The sequence below is a fragment of the Streptomyces sp. NBC_01445 genome (assembly GCF_035918235.1).
In the GTDB taxonomy this organism is placed as follows: Bacteria; Actinomycetota; Actinomycetes; order Streptomycetales; family Streptomycetaceae; genus Streptomyces.
In genome coordinates, this window is sequence record NZ_CP109485.1 from 3,994,061 (window position 1) to 4,008,895 (window position 14,835).

Here is a 14,835-nt window from a genome sequence, read left to right on the forward strand (position 1 = left end):
GTCAGTGCCTAGTAACGAGGCGCGTTCCTGGACCGCTGCACCCGTGTGGTGCGGCGGTCCTTCGCGTTCCAGCAGGCCTTGTGCCAGTGCCGGCGCTCGTCCACGCCCGAGTACGCGGGCCAGGCCACCACGTGCGCGACCCCGGAGGGGATCTCCTGGTCGCAGCCGGGGCACCGGTACGTCTTGCCTGCGGCGCTCGCGCCCGCGACCTGGCGTACGCTCCACTCCTCGCCCTGCCAGCTCTCCGTACGCTCGAATCCGCCGTAGCGGCTGCCCTGCTCCTCGTCCGGTGCCTGGCTGGACGGTCGGCCGCCGCGACGGGGCGACGACTGGTTTCGGCGCGGGGACACCGGCTCTCCTCTAGGACTTGTACAGGTGCCTGCACAGGGACTGGGGACACGTCCAGCGTACGCGGACGCCTCTCGGGTACCCGCACAACGTCAACCTCATGAGTTCTCCGGAAAATCTGCCAATCTCCCTGGCAAGCCGTGCCCTTGGCACTTGTCAGCCGTTAATGCCCTTGGGGGAGTGCCGCGTCGGCGCCAAGAAAGGCAGGAGTGCGATGCGCGTAGGAACTTTTGTACTGGCGGCCCAGTTCCCCGGCCAGGGGCAGGGGGAGGCGCTGCACCGGGCGGTGCGGTCCGCCGAGACGGCCGAGGAGGCCGGGCTCGACTCGGTCTGGCTGGCGGAGCACCACTTCGTGCCGTACGGCACCTGTCCGTCCGCGGTGACGCTCGCGGCGTTACTGCTCGGCCGCACCCGGCGCATCCGCGTCGGCACTGCGGTCAGCGTGCTGCCGACCGCCCACCCGGTCGCCCTCGGAGAGCAGGCGGCCCTGCTGCACCTGACGTCCGGCGGCCGCTTCTCGCTCGGCGTCGGCCGCGGCGGCCCCTGGGTGGACCTGGAGGTCTTCGGCTCGGGCATCGAGGCGTACGAGGAAGGGTTCCCGGAGTCCCTGGACCTGCTGCTGCGCTGGCTGCGCGAGCCCCGCGTCGAGGCCCAGGGGGAACGGTTCGCCTTCCGCGAGGTCGCCGTGGTCCCGCGCCCCGACGAGGCGCTCGACTCCCCCGACGGCCCCGAGGTGGTGGTCGCCTGCACCTCGCCGAACAGCGTGCGGCTCGCGGCCGAGCGCGGCCTTCCGATGCTGCTCGGCATGCACTCCGGGGACGAGGAGAAGGCCGAGATGGTCTCCCTGTGGCGCTCGCACGCGCGGGCCTTCGGCCGCAGCCCGGAGGAGATCCACGCCGCGGCGCACGTCTCGGCCGGAGTGGCCCAGATCGGCGACCGGACGGCGCAGGCTCGGGAGACGCTCCTCAAGGCGATGCCCGGCTGGCTGAAGCAGGGGCTCGACGCCCATGTGACGGTGGACGGCCGCACGCGGTCCATGCGGGACCCGGCCGCGTACACGGAACTGCTGTGCGGGCTGCACCCGGTGGGGACTCCCGGGCAGTGCGCCGACCGGCTCGCGGCGACCTCGGAGCGCACGGGCATCACGCGCTTCGCGCTGCTCGTCGAGGGCTCCGGAGATCTCGCGGCCACCGAGGAGAACGTGCGCAGGCTGGGCGCCGAGGTACTCCCCCGGCTCCGCTGAGTCGCGTAACGGCCGTGCGGCCCGTAGTCCACCGCTCCGTACTTGTGCACCTCCCGCGTACGGAGCGGCAGACCATCCGATTCCGCCGTCAACCGGCCGTCAGCAGTCCCTGAATTCCGGGGACTGGTTCAACAGCTGGTTGCGGGCCGAGGTGAAGCGGGCCAGCGTGCCGTCCACCGACGGGTCCTGTGGGAACACCGCCACGCGGTGACAGTTCTGGAAGGCCAGCCGTACACCGAAGTGCCGCTGCAGCGCGCCACGAATCGCGTCACTCGCGAGCGCACGCAGCAGCTGCCCACGTGCCTGCTCGTCCGGCGGAGGCGTCTGGTTGTCGGCGAAATCTCCGCCGTCGACCTTCAGCTGGGCCACCAGGGAGCTGATCATCTCCCATGCGTAAGGCAGGGAGGTCCGGACGCAGTCGACGAAGTCAGCTTCGTCGACCTCGCCTCGCTCGGCCTGTTCCAACAGTGCCGGTGAGACGTCGAGCGACATGGGTTCTCCTCTCGCACCCCCGCGGGGAGCGGGGGCTGACGGGCAGGTAAGGAGCGCGCGACGACGTACGACCACGAACACGCTGCGTACAGGCGTCGCGACCTCCCGCTTATACGTTAAGCAACGTCCGGGGCCCGCAACAGGGGATCGCAGGCACAGTCGGTTCACAACCGGCCAATAACGAACCCGGTAGTTCCAGGGCGAATCGCGTGGACCACCGGTCGTCGAGTAGCGTTGCCGACCATGCGTCTCGTCATCGCCCGTTGCTCCGTGGACTACGCGGGCAGGCTCACAGCCCATCTCCCGTCGGCTCCCCGCCTGATCCTCGTGAAGGCGGACGGCAGCGTCTCGATCCACGCGGACGACAGGGCCTACAAACCTCTCAACTGGATGTCCCCGCCCTGCACCCTGAAGGAGGGCACGGGCGACGACAGCGGCATCTGGACCGTCATCAACAAAGCGGGCGAGAAACTCATCATCACGATGGAGGAAGTCCTCCACGACTCCTCGCACGAACTGGGTGTGGACCCGGGTCTCATCAAGGACGGCGTGGAAGCGCACCTCCAGGAGCTCCTCGCCGACAGGATCGACACGCTCGGCGAGGGCTACACGCTCATCCGCCGCGAGTACCCGACGGCGATCGGGCCCGTCGACATCCTGTGCCGGGACGGTGACGGCGCGACCGTGGCCATCGAGATCAAGCGGCGCGGCGAGATCGACGGCGTGGAGCAACTCACGCGCTATCTCGAGCTGTTGAACCGCGACCCGCACCTCGCCCCGGTGCGCGGCGTCTTCGCCGCCCAGGAGATCAAGCCGCAGGCCCGCGTCCTGGCCACGGACCGCGGCATCGGCTGCACGGTCCTGGACTACGACGCGCTGCGCGGCATCGAGGACGACAAGCTCCGCCTGTTCTGACCTGTCGGGCATGACCGAGGGCCGGGTTCACAGGAACCCGGCCCTCAGTCGTGTGCTGCCTACGTACGGCCGTCAGATCGTCGACGAGGCGTCCGGCCCGCCGGGCGTACCCGGCGCGCTGTCCGCCGGGCTGCTCATCGCGGAACTGCCGCTCGGCGCCGGACCGCTCGCCGAGTCCGACGTGTCAGGGGACGACGGCGGGGTGGTCGGCGGGGTGGACGACGGGGGCGGAGAGCTCGTCGGGGGCTTGGACGTCGGAGGCTTCGACGTCGGGGGCTTCGACGTGGGCGGCTTGGAGGACGGCGGCTTCGACGTGGTCGGCTTGTCCGACGGCTTGTCGGAGGGCTTGTCGCTCGGCTTGTCCGACGGCTTGCCGCTCTCGCCGGTCGACGGCCCGGTGCTGGGCGTCGGGTCGTCCGACGTGTTCGGGATGCCGTCCTTGCCCGGGTCGGCGGGCCGCTGCGTGGAGCCCGCGTCGTCGCCGCCCTGGTCCGCCTGGTCGGCGCCGATGCCGCCGCCGTCCTCGCCCTGCGAGGCCGACGGGTTCACATTGACGCTGTCGGACGGGGTCTCGTTGTTCGACGTGGCGCCGAGCGTCACGACGGTGCCGAGGACGGCCGCGAGGAGCGCTCCGGCGCCCGCGGCCACGAGGTTGCGCCGCGTGCCGGTGATGACGGCAAGACGGGCCCCGCCGGGCTTGCCGCCGGGGCCGGGCCCGGCCTGCCGGGAGACCAGCGTGTCGGGTTCCGGGGGCGGCGCGGGCAGCGCGAACGCGGCCGGCACCCCGCCGGGGGGCGACGCCGACTCCTCGTAGCGCGCGGCGGGGACCTCTTCGCCCGCCGCCGTACGCCCGCCGGGGAGCGCGCCGCCGGAGCGGTCCGCGACCAGGGCGAGGGCGCGGCGGCCCGCGATGGTGCCCCGCTTGTCGGCCAGCGCGCCGCGCAGGGCGATGGAGGCCTCCAGCTCGGCGCGGGCTCGGTCGAGCTGCCCGCCGAGCAGCGCGAGGATGCCCAACTCGTGGTGGAAATAGGCCTCTTCCGCCACGTCGCCGGAGAGCCGCGCGGCCTCCTGTCCGGACCGCAGGCACCGCTCCCAGACCGTCCAGCTGAGCCCGGCGGCGAACGCGGGCGCGGCGGTACGGGCGAGCAGCACCGCGACGCTGCCCTCCTCGTCCGGCCCGGCCGGCGTCGTGCCGGGGACCAGTACGGTCAGTGCGGCGAGCAGGGCGTCGGCCTCGGCCGCGACCCGCTCGGGCCCGACCGAGGGATGCCCGGCCCACCACGCGTAGTGCTGCGCGGCGGTGTGCGCGTGGCCACCGGTGTCGTCGGCGTATCCCGCGGTCGCCAGCTGGTCGTACACGCCGGAGGCCAGGCGGTAGCGGCCGCCGACCGGTGTCACGAGGGCGCAGCCGACGAGTTCGGCGAGGGCCGCGTCGGCGTGGGTGTCGCCCACGAGGGCGGGCAGGTGGGCCTGGTGCGGTATCTCGCCGCCGAGCGCGACCGCGAACCGCAGGGTGGCGCGGGCCGATTCGCTGAGCCGGGACGCAAGCAGGGCCGCGGGCGCGGCGCCGTCGGCGAGCGAGGGCAGCGGCACGTCGTGGCCGTCCTCGGCGTCGAAGGGCGCGTCTACGGGCGGGGCGCCGGGGCCTCCGAAGTAGCCGAACTCGTCGAAGACGTTCGGGTCGGCGCGCAGCTGGTCGCGCTGGCGCAGGAGCGCGCCGGCCTGCACGAAGCGCAGCGGGAGCCCCTCCGACTCGAACCAGAGGTCGCCGGCCCAGTTCGCCTCCTCGTCCGTGAGGACGCGGCCCACGGACCGCTCCAGGAGTTCGAGCCCGCCACCGCGGCCGAGGCCGCCGAGGAAGACCTCTTCGAGGTGCGAGTCGGCGGACGGCGCCGCGACCTCGGGCGTGGCCGCGACCAGGAAGGCGCACTCGGGCGTCGCTTCGAGGAGCTCGTCGAGCGCGGCGCCGCCGAACTCGAGGTCGTCGAGGACGACGACGGCGCCGATGTCGTGGACGAGTTCGAGGAGCAGGGCCCGGTCGGGCCGGTGCAGCGGCGCGTTGTACACGACCGCGAAGAGGTCGTACAGCAGGTCGTTCGACGAGCGGCGGTGTCCGGAGAGCCGGACGACGCCGTCGGGCGCAACGTCCGCGCAGTCCTCGGCGACGGTGTCGAGGAGCGCGGTGCGCCCGGAGCCCGAGGGTCCGGTGAGCCGCACGGAGCGCCCGCGCGCGAGGAGCCGGACGAGGCGCTCACGCTCCTCCTGACGCTCGAGGAGCGGCAGTCGGGGCAGCGGGGGTCCGGCCGGCAGCGGCGGACGTGCGGCGCGGGCCATGTCGGCGCGTTCCGCCGGTGCGTACTTGACGGGCCGTCCCGGCCGCTCCCCCGGCGGGCACGGCTCGATCTCGCTGCCGTCGACGGGATTGACGGTGAGCAGGAAGTCGCCGGACACGAGCTGCACGGTGCGGGCGAGCCCTTGTGAGGGCTGGCCGAAGTCAGGAGTGAGGGGATCCCTGGGCGGGCGCGGGCGGCTCGCCTGGGTGTCGCTCTCGTCGTCGTGGTGGCCACGGTTCGCGCGGTCGTAGGGATCCCCGCCGTACGGATCGTGCCCGAAGTCTTCCGGTCCCCGGTTCATCGGGTCCATGGTCAAAGCCCCCCAAAAGCGTGGTGTGCCGGTGCCCCTCCCGGCCTGTGCACACTGCGCTGTCGCTTCTGGTCCGGTGCCCGCGAGAGGGTCCGTCAATCCGCGGGCGACCGAACCCTAGACCTGGGTCAGTATCTCCGAACAGCCGGGGTACCGTGCCGTCCGAGACGTCACAGTCTCGTGAGGATTGTGGGTGCTGCATACCGGAACGCCCGATTCACACCCTGGGCAGCGATTCGACCCCGATGCCGCCCTCGATGGCGAGGATCCGGTGCAGCCGCGTCGCCACCAGGAGGCGCTGCATCTGGGGCGGCACGCCCCGCAACACCAGTCTGCGGCCACAGCGTCCGGCCCGCCGGTGGGCGCCCATGATGACGCCGAGACCCGTCGCGTCCCACGAGTCCAGCTCTGACAGATCGAGCAGCAGGTCGCCGACGCCGTCGTCGAGGGCCGTGTGCAGGACCGTACGGGCGTCCGCCGCGCTGCGGACGTCGAGGCGGCCCCCGACGACCAGCCCGGCGTGGTCGCCCCTGATGTACATATGCGCTCCCCGAGAGTGCTTGTGTGCCGTGATTCCAGTGGTCTCTGTGTCGTACGGCGATCTGGGTATGTCACTGCAACTGACTGGCACGGGGGCGCAGAAGTTGCCGTCTGTAAGCGAACCGATACCGAATTCACCCCGTGGGGTTACCCAAGGGGTGACGAGAGATCAGTGCTTATAGAACCCCTGCCCGCTCTTGCGCCCGATGTCACCGGCGTCAACCATCCGGCGCATCAGCTCGGGCGGGGCGAACTTCTCGTCCTGGGACTCGGTGTAGATGTTGCTGGTGGCGTGCAGCAGGATGTCGACGCCCGTGAGGTCGGCGGTGGCGAGCGGCCCCATCGCGTGGCCGAAGCCGAGCTTGCAGGCGATGTCGATGTCCTCGGCGGTGGCGACGCCCGACTCGTACAGCTTGGCGGCCTCGACGACGAGGGCCGAGATGAGCCGCGTGGTCACGAAGCCGGCGACGTCGCGGTTGACGACGATGCAGGTCTTGCCGACCGACTCGGCGAACTCCCGCGTGGTGGCGAGCGTTTCGTCGCTCGTCTTGTAGCCGCGGACCAGCTCGCACAGCTGCATCATCGGGACCGGCGAGAAGAAGTGGGCGCCGACGACGCGCTCCGGGTGCTCCGTGACCGCCGCGATCTTGGTGATCGGGATGGCGGAGGTGTTCGAGGCGAGCACGGCGTCCTCGCGGACGATCTTGTCGAGCGCGCGGAAGATCTCGTGCTTGACCTCGAGCTTCTCGAAGACGGCCTCGACGACGATGTCGGCGTCGGCGACCGCGTCCAGATCGGTGGTCGTGGTGATGCGGGCGAGCGCGGCCTCGGCGTCCTGCGCGGACAGCTTGCCCTTGCTCACGAACTTGTCGTACGAGGCCTTGATGCCGTCGGTGCCACGGGCCAGGGCGGCGTCGGTGACGTCGCGCAGGACGACGTCCCAGCCCGCCTGCGCCGAGACCTGGGCGATTCCGGACCCCATGAGTCCGGCTCCGATGACGGCGAGCTTCCCTGCCACTGTGCGACTCCCCTTACCCGCTGACCGCGTACCACTTGCAACTGACCGCTAACCGCTGTTCACGTATCTCTCCGGCGGACATTAGCGTTCGTGAGGGGTCGTGGGGCCGCGAAGTAATGCGCGTCACGTCTCGAATGACGGACATCACACCGGACGGGCCATCAGGCGTCGCGTGCGGCGTAGTTGAGCACCGGCTCGCCCAGGAGACCCTCCATCTCGTCGAGCAGGCCGAGCGCTTCGCGGGACACCTCCCCTGCCGGTCTTGCCTTGATCATCTCGGCGGCGATGCGGGAGAGCAGCGTCGTGTGGATCCAGTTGATCTGTCCGGCCATGAGGGCGGGCAGCGGGTCGTCGTCGTCCGCCCCGGTCTCCTCGCGCAGGGTCGCCTCCAGCAGCGTGAGCGACTCCTGCTGCATGTACCAGAGCCGGGCCCGCAGGCCGGCCGCCCCCTCGATGACCTTCATGAAGCGGTCGTAGCCCTCGATCAGGCCGACCTCGGGCGACACGGCGACGACTTCGCGGCGCAGCTCGCGCAGGACAGCCTCGGCCGCGGACTCGCCCCGGTCGCGGGCGCGCACGAAGCGGGAGAGCCGGGCCACGCCGCCCTTGGCGCGGTCGAGGAACAGGTCTTCCTTGGCCTGGAAGTAGTTGTAGACGGTGTTGACGGAGACGTCGGCCGCTTCGGCGACCTCGGCGATCGTCACCTCGTCGAAGCCGCGCTCCAGGAAGAGGCCCGTAGCCACATCGGAGATGTGCTGCCTGGCCAGCCGTTTCTTGCGCTCACGCAGTCCCTCTGCCATGGGGTCAGTCTAGCTTTCGTTGCGCTCACTTGAATTTTGGGGACATTGCAAAATTTCAGTGACTCTGTTTTTCTGGACGCATGGCAGTCATCAGCACGTCCGGCCTGGCCCGGACCTTCACCACCCCACGCGGCCCCGTCGAGGCGGTGCGCGGCATCGACCTGACCGTGCGGCCCGGCGAGATCCTCGGCCTCCTCGGCCCGAACGGCGCGGGCAAGACGACGACCCTGCGCATGCTCACGACGCTCCTGCCGCCCACCGGGGGCGCCGCCACCGTCGCGGGCTGCGATCTCGCGACCGATCCGGCAGGCGTGCGCCGCGCGGTCGGTTACGTCGCCCAGTCCGGCGGCGTCGACCCGAACATCTCCGTACGGGAGGAACTGGTCACCCAGGGGCGGCTGTACCGGCTGCCCAAGGCGCGGGCGGTGGCGCGCGCCGGCGAGCTGGCCGAGGACCTCGGTCTCACGGAGCTCCTCGACCGCAGGACCGCCGCGCTCTCCGGCGGACAGCGGCGCCGCCTCGACATCGCGATGGGGATCGTGCATCGCCCGAAGGTGCTCTTCCTCGACGAGCCGACGACCGGACTCGACCCGGCCGGCCGCGCCGACCTGTGGGACGTCGTACGGAGACTGCGCGACGAGCACGGCACGACCGTCTTCCTCACCACGCACTACCTCGACGAGGCCGACGCGCTCGCGGACCGGATCGCCGTCGTGGACAAGGGAGTTGTGGCCGCGGAGGGCACTCCGGGCGCACTCAAGCTGGCGTACGGCGGCTCGCTCGACGCGACGCTCCAGGACACCTTCCTCGCGATCACCGGGCGCGGCCCGGCGACCGCACCGACGACCCCCGTGGCGGTGTGACCGGCATGAAGCCCCTACTCTCCGACACCGCGCTGATCTTCGGGCGCTATGCCCGCCAGACCCTCAACTCCAAGTTCCAGATGCTCTTCGGCGCCCTGATGCCGCTGCTGTACCTGCTGTTCTTCGGGCCGCTGCTCACCGATGTGCCGCTGGGCTCGGCCGGCAGCTCCTGGCAGGTGCTCGTGCCCGGGCTGCTGCTCCAACTCGCGCTTTTCGGCGGCCTGTTCTCCGGTTTCGCGATCATCATCGAGAAGAACCACGGCGTGGTGGAGCGCATGCGCGTCACCCCGGTCAGCCGTCTCGCGCTGCTGCTCGGAAGGGTGCTGCGCGACGCCGCGCTGTTCGTCCTCCAGGCGGTCCTCCTCGTCCTCGCCGCACTGGTGATGGGGCTGCGGGCGCCGCTGGCCGGCGTGCTCATCGGGTTCGCGTTCGTCGCGCTCCTGACCGTGGCCCTCGGCTCCATGTCGTACACGGTGGCCATGAAGGTCGACCGGCCGCAGGAGTTCGGCCCGATCGTCAACGCCGTGTCGATGCCGGCGATGCTCCTGTCCGGGCTGATGCTGCCGATGGCGCTCGCGCCCGGCTGGCTCGACGTCCTGTCGCACTTCATGCCGATCCGCTATCCGGTCGACGCGATGCGCGACGCGTACGTCGGCCACTACGCGACGGCGCACATGCTGTACGGGGTCCTGGTCGCCCTCGCCCTGGCGGCGCTCGCCGTGACGGTCGGCACACGTGGCTTCCGCAGGGCTGCCGCGTAACTACGCTGACCCCATGGTCAATCTGACGCGTATCTACACCAGGACCGGCGACCAGGGCACGACCGCCCTCGGCGACATGAGCCGGACCGCCAAGACCGATCTGCGGATCTCCGCCTACGCCGACGCCAACGAGGCCAATGCCGTCATCGGCACGGCGGTCGCGCTCGGCGGGCTCGACGAGGAGGTCGTGAAGGTCCTCGTACGGGTCCAGAACGACCTGTTCGACGTGGGCGCCGACCTGTCGACGCCGGTGGTCGAGGACCCGAAGTACCCGCCGTTGCGCGTCGAGCAGTTCTACGTCGACAAGCTGGAGGCGGACTGCGACCGCTTCAACGAGCAGCTGGAGAAGCTCCGGTCCTTCATCCTGCCCGGGGGCACGCCGGGTGCGGCGCTGCTGCACCAGGCGTGCACCGTGGTCCGCAGGGCCGAGCGCTCCACGTGGGCGGCGCTCGACGTGCACGGCGAGTCGATGAACCCGCTGACGGCGACGTATCTGAACCGCCTCTCCGACCTCCTGTTCATCCTGGCGCGCACGGCGAACAAGGCGGTCGGGGACGTGCTGTGGGTCCCGGGCGGCGAGCGCTGAGGCCCTAACGCTCCACGGCGGGCGCCTTCTTCGGGAACAGCGTGTAGCTCAGCGCGATCACGAGATTGATACCGATCACGAAGAGCATCTTCTGCTGCCACATCCGCAGCGAACCGATGTTCCCGTCGGCGCCCACGTACCAGATCGCGCCCTGGAGCAGTGCGAGCGCGACGGCGCAGGCGAGGATCCAGCGCGCGGCCGTCCGCCACTCGTGGGCGGCGCGCGCGACCCCGTACCTCGGCGGCTTCACCGGGGGCGGTCCCCCGGCGAACCGGTGGGCGACCCGGGCGTCCACCCACTTGACGGTGGAGTGGCCGAGCCCCACGGAGAAACCGATGTAGACGGCGGCGAGACCGTGTTTCCAGTCCGGTTCGGCACCGTTCTTGAGGTCCATCGCGGTGACGATGAACAGGACGACCTCCAGGAGCGGCTCGCACAGCAGGACGCCGACACTCGTGCGCGGCATCTTCGCCACGTAGCGCAGGGCGAGTCCCGCGGCGAGCAGCACCCAGAAGCCGATCTCGCAGGCGACGATCAGCGTGACGATCACGGCGGGCTCCTCGGGAGGGGTTCGTGGACTCCTTCCAGCCTCGGGCCGCCACACCCGGCGATCGTCGTCACCGGTGACGAAACGGGGCTGCATCCTTCGATGTACGTCGGCCGCCCGGGCCCGCCCGTCAGGTGCAGGCGCCGCCCCGTCCGGCCGTATTGAATGGGGGGCATGCCCCTGCCCCTGGCCCGCCCGCACCGCGACGACGTCCGTATCGCGGTGGTCGGACTGCTCGGCGGTCTCCTGCTGTGGGCGCTCGGCCTGACCAACAGTCAGGGCTGGCGGGTCCTCGGCGGCGGCTGGCTCCTTGTGCCGCTCTGCGCGATGGCGGGCCTGGAACTGCTGCGCAGGACCGCGCCCCAGACCGCCCTCGTCCTCGGCACGTTCGTCCTGATCGCGGACCAGTTCACGCCGGGCAGCCTCGCGACGACGCTGATGTTCACGGACCTCGTCTACGCGGCCGTCCTGTACGGCACCCCGGCTGCCGCTCGCCGGATCCCGGTGACGACGGCGCTGATCACCATCGCGGTGACCCTGGGGTTCCTGGCCTGGTTCCGCAAACCGGAGGCGCTCCTGATCGGGGTCGTCAGCGGCCTCGTGTCGTTCGCGCCCGCGGCCACCGGTGTCCTCGTACGCAGCCACCGGGAGGCCGCCGAGTCCGCGCGGCTGCGCGCCGAACAGACGGCGCTGCTCGCCGAGATGGACCGCACCCAGGCGGTCGTCGCCGAGCGGGCCCGGATGGCCCGCGAGCTGCACGACATGGTCGCCAACCATCTGTCCGCGATCGCCATCCACTCCACGGCCGCGCTCTCGCTCGACGAGCCGAGGACCACACAGCAAGCGCTCACCGTCATCCGCGAGAACAGCGTGGAGGGCCTCGCCGAGATGCGCCGCCTCATCGGCATCCTGCGGGACGACAGCGGTGACTCCCAGGGCGAGCCCGTCGCCGCGCCCACGCTGGACGGCCTCGGAGCTCTCATCGAGCAGTCCCGCACCAACGGGCTCGACGTCACGCTCGCCGTCGGCGACGGCGTCGGCGGCCTGCCCGCGCCGATCGAGCTCGCCGCGTACCGCATCGTGCAGGAATCCCTCACGAACGCGCTGAAGCACGCGTCGCACGGCCCGGTCACCGTGGCCGTCCACCGCACCGACGGAGCGCTGACGGTGCGGGTGACCAGCCCGTACGGGGAGGTGGACGGCCCGCGCGCTCCCGGTTCGGGCGCCGGGCTCATCGGGATGCGCGAGCGCACCGCGCTGCTGCGCGGCACGTTCGAGGCCGGTCCCGAGAGCGGGCCCGGCAGCAAGATCTGGCAGGTCAGGGCCGAGCTGCCCGTCGACCCGGCTGACGAAGGAGTGTCCCAGTGACCCGAGTGATCCGGGTACTTGTCGCCGAGGACCAGTCCGCCGTGCGGGCGGGGCTCGTCCTGATCCTGGGCAGCGCCCCCGGCATCGAGGTCGTCGGGGAGGCGGCGGACGGCGAGCAGGCGGTGGCGATGGCGCGCGCACTTCGGCCGGATCTCGTCCTCATGGACATCCAGATGCCGCGCCTCGACGGTGTCTCGGCGACTCGTCAGGTGGTCTCCGAGGGACTCGCGGACGTGCTCGTCCTGACGACGTTCGACCTCGACGAGTACGTCTTCGGGGCGCTGCGCGCGGGCGCCGGAGGGTTCCTGCTGAAGAACACCGAGGCGAAGGACCTGATCGAGGGTGTCCGCACGGTCGCGCGCGGTGAGGGTCTGATCGCTCCGGCGGTGACCCGCAAGCTCATCGCGGAGTTCGCGGCGAAGCCCGTACGGCCGGAGCCGGGGCCCGCGCCCGCGGGGCTCGACACCCTCACGCGCCGGGAGCGGGAGGTGCTTTCCTGCCTCGGTGACGGCTTGTCGAACGCGGAGATCGCGGTACGTCTGGAGATGGCGGAAGCGACGGTGAAGACGCACGTCAGCAGGCTGCTCGGGAAGCTGGAGCTGCGCAGCAGGGTACAAGCGGCCGTCCTGGCGCAGGAGTTGGGGCTGTGAGGGGCCGATTCCTGTAATTGGTTTAGACCTTGACCGTTGGTCCAGACCTTTCTATTCTCACGGCACTGCGGTGAGCGCAGCCATGCACATGACCAGCACGGCGATGCTCACGGGCGGCGCAGGGTTCCACCCCCGTCATGTCCCCCGGATACCACCCGAGGAGCACCCCTTGCGCTTGAGACTCAGACAGAGAGCCGTGGCAGGACTCACCACCCTGCTGCTCCCGGCCGCCGCCCTCGTCGGCCTCGCCACTCCCTCCCACGCGGCCGCCGCCGCGAGCACCGCCACCGCGACCTACGCCAAGACCCAGGACTGGGGCACCGGCTTCGAAGGCAAGTGGACCGTCAAGAACACCGGCACGACGGCCCTCAGTTCATGGACCGTCGAGTGGGACTTCCCCGCCGGCACCAAGGTGACCTCCGCCTGGGACGCCACCGTCACCAACTCCGCCGACCACTGGACCGCCAAGAACCTCTCCTGGAACGGGTCGCTCGCCCCCGGCGCCTCGGTCTCCTTCGGGTTCAACGGCTCGGGCCCCGGCGCCCCCTCCGGCTGCAAACTCAACGGCGCCTCCTGCGACGGCGGTGACGTCCCCGGCGACGCGGCCCCCTCCGCGCCCGGCACCCCAACCGCCTCCTCCGTCACGAACACCTCGGTCAAGCTCGACTGGACCGCGGCCACCGACGACAAGGGCATCAAGAACTACGACGTCCTGCGCGACGGCACCAAGGTCGCGACGGTGACCGGGACTTCGTACTCCGACAGCGGGCTCACCGCGGGCACCGACTACTCGTACACCGTCCAGGCCCGCGACACCGCCGACCAGAGCGGACCCGCCTCCGGCTCGGTCAGGGTGCACACGACCGGCGGTGGCACCGACCCGGGCCCCGGCGGCAAGGTCAAGCTGGGGTACTTCACCGACTGGGGCGTCTACGGGCGCGCCTACTACCCCAAGAACCTGGAGACCTCCGGCTCCGCCGCGAAGATCACCCACATCAACTACGCCTTCGGCAACGTGCAGAACGGCCAGTGCACGATGGGTGACTCCTACGCCGACACAGACATGGCGTACACCGCGGCCAACTCCGTCTCCGGCGTCGCCGACACCTGGGACCAGCCACTGCGCGGCGCCATCAACCAGCTGCGCCAGCTCAAGGCCAAGCACCCGAACCTGAAGATCCTCTGGTCGTTCGGCGGCTGGACCTGGTCCGGCGGCTTCCCGCAGGCGGCGCAGAACCCGGCAGCGTTCGCCGACTCCTGCTACAAGCTGGTCGAGGACCCGCGCTGGGCCGACGTCTTCGACGGCATCGACATCGACTGGGAGTACCCCAACGCCTGCGGCCTGTCCTGCGACACCTCGGGCCAGGACGCCCTGAAGAAGCTGGCGTCCGCGCTGCGCACCAAGTTCGGAGCCGGCAACCTGGTCACCGCCGCCATCACGGCCGACGCCTCCACCGGCGGCAAGATCGAGAAGAACGACTACGCGGGCGCGTCCCAGTCCTTCGACTGGTACAACGTCATGACCTACGACTTCTTCGGCGCGTTCAACGCCCAGGGCCCGACGGCCCCGCACTCCCCGCTCACCTCGTACCCCGGCATCCCGCAGCAGGGCTTCAACTCCGCTGACGCCATTGCCAAGCTGAAGGCCCAGGGCGTCCCGTCGAGCAAGCTCCTGCTCGGCATCGGCTTTTACGGCCGCGGCTGGACCGGCGTCACACAGAAGGAACCGGGCGGCACCGCGACGGGCCCCGCCGCCGGCACGTACGAACAGGGCATCGAGGACTACAAGGTCCTCAAGACGAAGTGCCCCGCGAACGGAACGGTGGCCGGTACGGCGTACGCGTACTGCGGCTCCGACTGGTGGTCCTACGACACCCCCGCCACCATCAACTCCAAGATGGCCTGGGCCAAGAGCCAGAACCTGGGCGGCGCCTTCTTCTGGGAGTTCAGTGGTGACACCGCAGGCGGCGAGCTGGTGACCGCGATCGACAGCGGCCTGAAGTAGCACCGGCCGCACAAGACGGAAGCCGGGTGAACGGGGCCGCCCCCTGTTCACCCGGC

General features: G+C 70.8%; 15 protein-coding genes. 8 read left to right on the top strand and 7 right to left on the bottom strand.

Translation table 11 applies throughout. From position 1 onward, the window contains the following. Positions 1–8: 8 nt before the first annotated feature. A complete protein-coding gene (locus OG574_RS17995; protein WP_326774066.1) occupies positions 9–350 on the bottom strand; it encodes an ATP/GTP-binding protein in 342 nt (113 codons plus the stop codon). Positions 351–562: 212 nt separating this feature from the next. On the opposite strand from OG574_RS17995, the gene OG574_RS18000 reads away from it, so the two are divergent. Continuing rightward, the gene (locus OG574_RS18000; RefSeq protein WP_326774067.1) at positions 563–1,591 is read left to right on the top strand and encodes an LLM class flavin-dependent oxidoreductase; all 1,029 of its coding nucleotides are present in this window, start codon (positions 563–565) and stop codon (positions 1,589–1,591) included. 99 nt (positions 1,592–1,690) lie between these two features. Here OG574_RS18000 and OG574_RS18005 read toward each other — a convergent pair whose 3' ends face one another. Next, positions 1,691–2,083 (bottom strand): SCO5389 family protein, encoded by a 393-nt coding sequence (locus tag OG574_RS18005; RefSeq protein WP_326774068.1) that lies wholly within the window; start codon positions 2,081–2,083, stop codon positions 1,691–1,693. 243 nt (positions 2,084–2,326) lie between these two features. Between OG574_RS18005 and nucS the strand changes: the two genes are divergently transcribed. Beyond that, positions 2,327–2,998 carry an endonuclease NucS gene (gene nucS, locus OG574_RS18010; RefSeq protein ID WP_199841896.1) on the top strand — a complete coding sequence of 224 codons (672 nt, stop codon included), beginning with the start codon at positions 2,327–2,329 and terminating at the stop codon, positions 2,996–2,998. A 72-nt stretch (positions 2,999–3,070) separates the two neighbouring features. Here the strand turns inward: nucS and OG574_RS18015 are convergent, their stop codons facing one another. The 4 genes from OG574_RS18015 to OG574_RS18030 all read right to left on the bottom strand — a co-directional run bounded on the left by OG574_RS18015 (position 3,071) and on the right by OG574_RS18030 (position 7,999). After that, complete coding sequence (locus tag OG574_RS18015) at positions 3,071–5,641, bottom strand: ATP-binding protein (protein ID WP_326774069.1); 2,571 nt, start codon at positions 5,639–5,641, stop codon at positions 3,071–3,073. Positions 5,642–5,858: 217 nt separating this feature from the next. Beyond that, positions 5,859–6,182, bottom strand: a complete 324-nt coding sequence (locus OG574_RS18020) for an STAS domain-containing protein (protein ID WP_100595842.1) — start codon at positions 6,180–6,182, stop codon at positions 5,859–5,861. A gap of 168 nt (positions 6,183–6,350) precedes the next feature. Further along, positions 6,351–7,199: a 3-hydroxyacyl-CoA dehydrogenase family protein gene (locus tag OG574_RS18025; RefSeq protein ID WP_100595843.1), complete on the bottom strand. Its 849-nt coding sequence runs from the start codon at positions 7,197–7,199 to the stop codon at positions 6,351–6,353. A 161-nt stretch (positions 7,200–7,360) separates the two neighbouring features. Continuing rightward, positions 7,361–7,999 (bottom strand): TetR/AcrR family transcriptional regulator, encoded by a 639-nt coding sequence (locus OG574_RS18030; protein ID WP_326774070.1) that lies wholly within the window; start codon positions 7,997–7,999, stop codon positions 7,361–7,363. Between the two features lie 80 nt (positions 8,000–8,079). On the opposite strand from OG574_RS18030, the gene OG574_RS18035 reads away from it, so the two are divergent. From OG574_RS18035 to OG574_RS18045, 3 genes are read left to right on the top strand one after another with little or no spacing between them, the layout of a single operon-like run. Continuing rightward, positions 8,080–8,862 (top strand): ABC transporter ATP-binding protein, encoded by a 783-nt coding sequence (locus OG574_RS18035; RefSeq protein WP_326774071.1) that lies wholly within the window; start codon positions 8,080–8,082, stop codon positions 8,860–8,862. 5 nt (positions 8,863–8,867) lie between these two features. Then, the gene (locus OG574_RS18040) at positions 8,868–9,623 is read left to right on the top strand and encodes an ABC transporter permease (RefSeq protein WP_326774072.1); all 756 of its coding nucleotides are present in this window, start codon (positions 8,868–8,870) and stop codon (positions 9,621–9,623) included. 13 nt (positions 9,624–9,636) lie between these two features. After that, a complete protein-coding gene (locus tag OG574_RS18045; RefSeq protein WP_100595846.1) occupies positions 9,637–10,209 on the top strand; it encodes a cob(I)yrinic acid a,c-diamide adenosyltransferase in 573 nt (190 codons plus the stop codon). A gap of 4 nt (positions 10,210–10,213) precedes the next feature. Here the strand turns inward: OG574_RS18045 and OG574_RS18050 are convergent, their stop codons facing one another. Next, the gene (locus tag OG574_RS18050) at positions 10,214–10,759 is read right to left on the bottom strand and encodes a hypothetical protein (RefSeq protein ID WP_326774073.1); all 546 of its coding nucleotides are present in this window, start codon (positions 10,757–10,759) and stop codon (positions 10,214–10,216) included. 171 nt (positions 10,760–10,930) lie between these two features. On the opposite strand from OG574_RS18050, the gene OG574_RS18055 reads away from it, so the two are divergent. The 3 genes from OG574_RS18055 to OG574_RS18065 all read left to right on the top strand — a co-directional run bounded on the left by OG574_RS18055 (position 10,931) and on the right by OG574_RS18065 (position 14,779). Beyond that, a complete protein-coding gene (locus OG574_RS18055; protein WP_326774074.1) occupies positions 10,931–12,124 on the top strand; it encodes a sensor histidine kinase in 1,194 nt (397 codons plus the stop codon). 5 nt (positions 12,125–12,129) lie between these two features. Continuing rightward, positions 12,130–12,774: a response regulator transcription factor gene (locus tag OG574_RS18060; protein WP_326778530.1), complete on the top strand. Its 645-nt coding sequence runs from the start codon at positions 12,130–12,132 to the stop codon at positions 12,772–12,774. Positions 12,775–12,862: 88 nt separating this feature from the next. Then, the gene (locus tag OG574_RS18065) at positions 12,863–14,779 is read left to right on the top strand and encodes a glycoside hydrolase family 18 chitinase (RefSeq protein WP_326778531.1); all 1,917 of its coding nucleotides are present in this window, start codon (positions 12,863–12,865) and stop codon (positions 14,777–14,779) included. The last annotated feature ends 56 nt before the right edge of the window (positions 14,780–14,835 follow it).